General features: G+C 34.2%; 1 protein-coding gene. It reads left to right on the top strand.

Annotated features, from left to right (window positions below; translation table 11 throughout):
- Positions 1-599: AMP-binding protein (locus CHRY9293_RS18530; RefSeq protein WP_162034326.1), on the top strand; the 599-nt coding region annotated here is incomplete at both ends.

The following is a 599-nucleotide window of genomic DNA, read 5'->3' as shown; positions in this document are numbered from 1 at the left end:
CATCTATTTAAAGAAAGTACGATTGATCATATGATCAGCACCTATGTTTATCTTTTAGAGCAAATCGTATCTAATCAGAAAGGTAACCACTCTGAGTTACAACTTAGAGATTTATCTTGGACAAGGACTGAAGAGTATAAAGCAGTAGGAATGGTATCTGATCTTTTGGATGCTAGTATAGAATATAATTCTACATTTAAGATTCATGAGTTATTTGAGAGACAGGTTGAGAAGACTCCTGATCATATCGCTTTGGTGTATGAGGATGTGAAGTTAACCTATAGAGAGCTTAATGAGAGATCTAATCAGTTGGCTCATTATCTTTTATATACTTATCAGATTCAGCCTGATGAACTTATTCCATTATGTTTAGAAAGATCCGAACAGATTCTTATCGGAATTCTAGGGGTTTTAAAATCAGGTGGAGCGTATGTTCCCATGGATCCAAGTTATCCGATGGATCGAATAGAGTATATTCTAAGAGATACCAAGGCAAGAGTAGTAATTGGAGAAGAAGATACGATAAAAAAACTCTTTGAATGTAAACCTGAGACTAATGATCTTAGTATTCTTAGTCTGAATAGTTTGGAAATAACACA

It is taken from the genome of Chryseobacterium potabilaquae (genome assembly GCF_902728265.1).
Taxonomy (GTDB): Bacteria; Bacteroidota; Bacteroidia; order Flavobacteriales; family Weeksellaceae; genus Chryseobacterium; species Chryseobacterium potabilaquae.
This window is presented reverse-complemented; position numbering and strand designations above follow the sequence as displayed.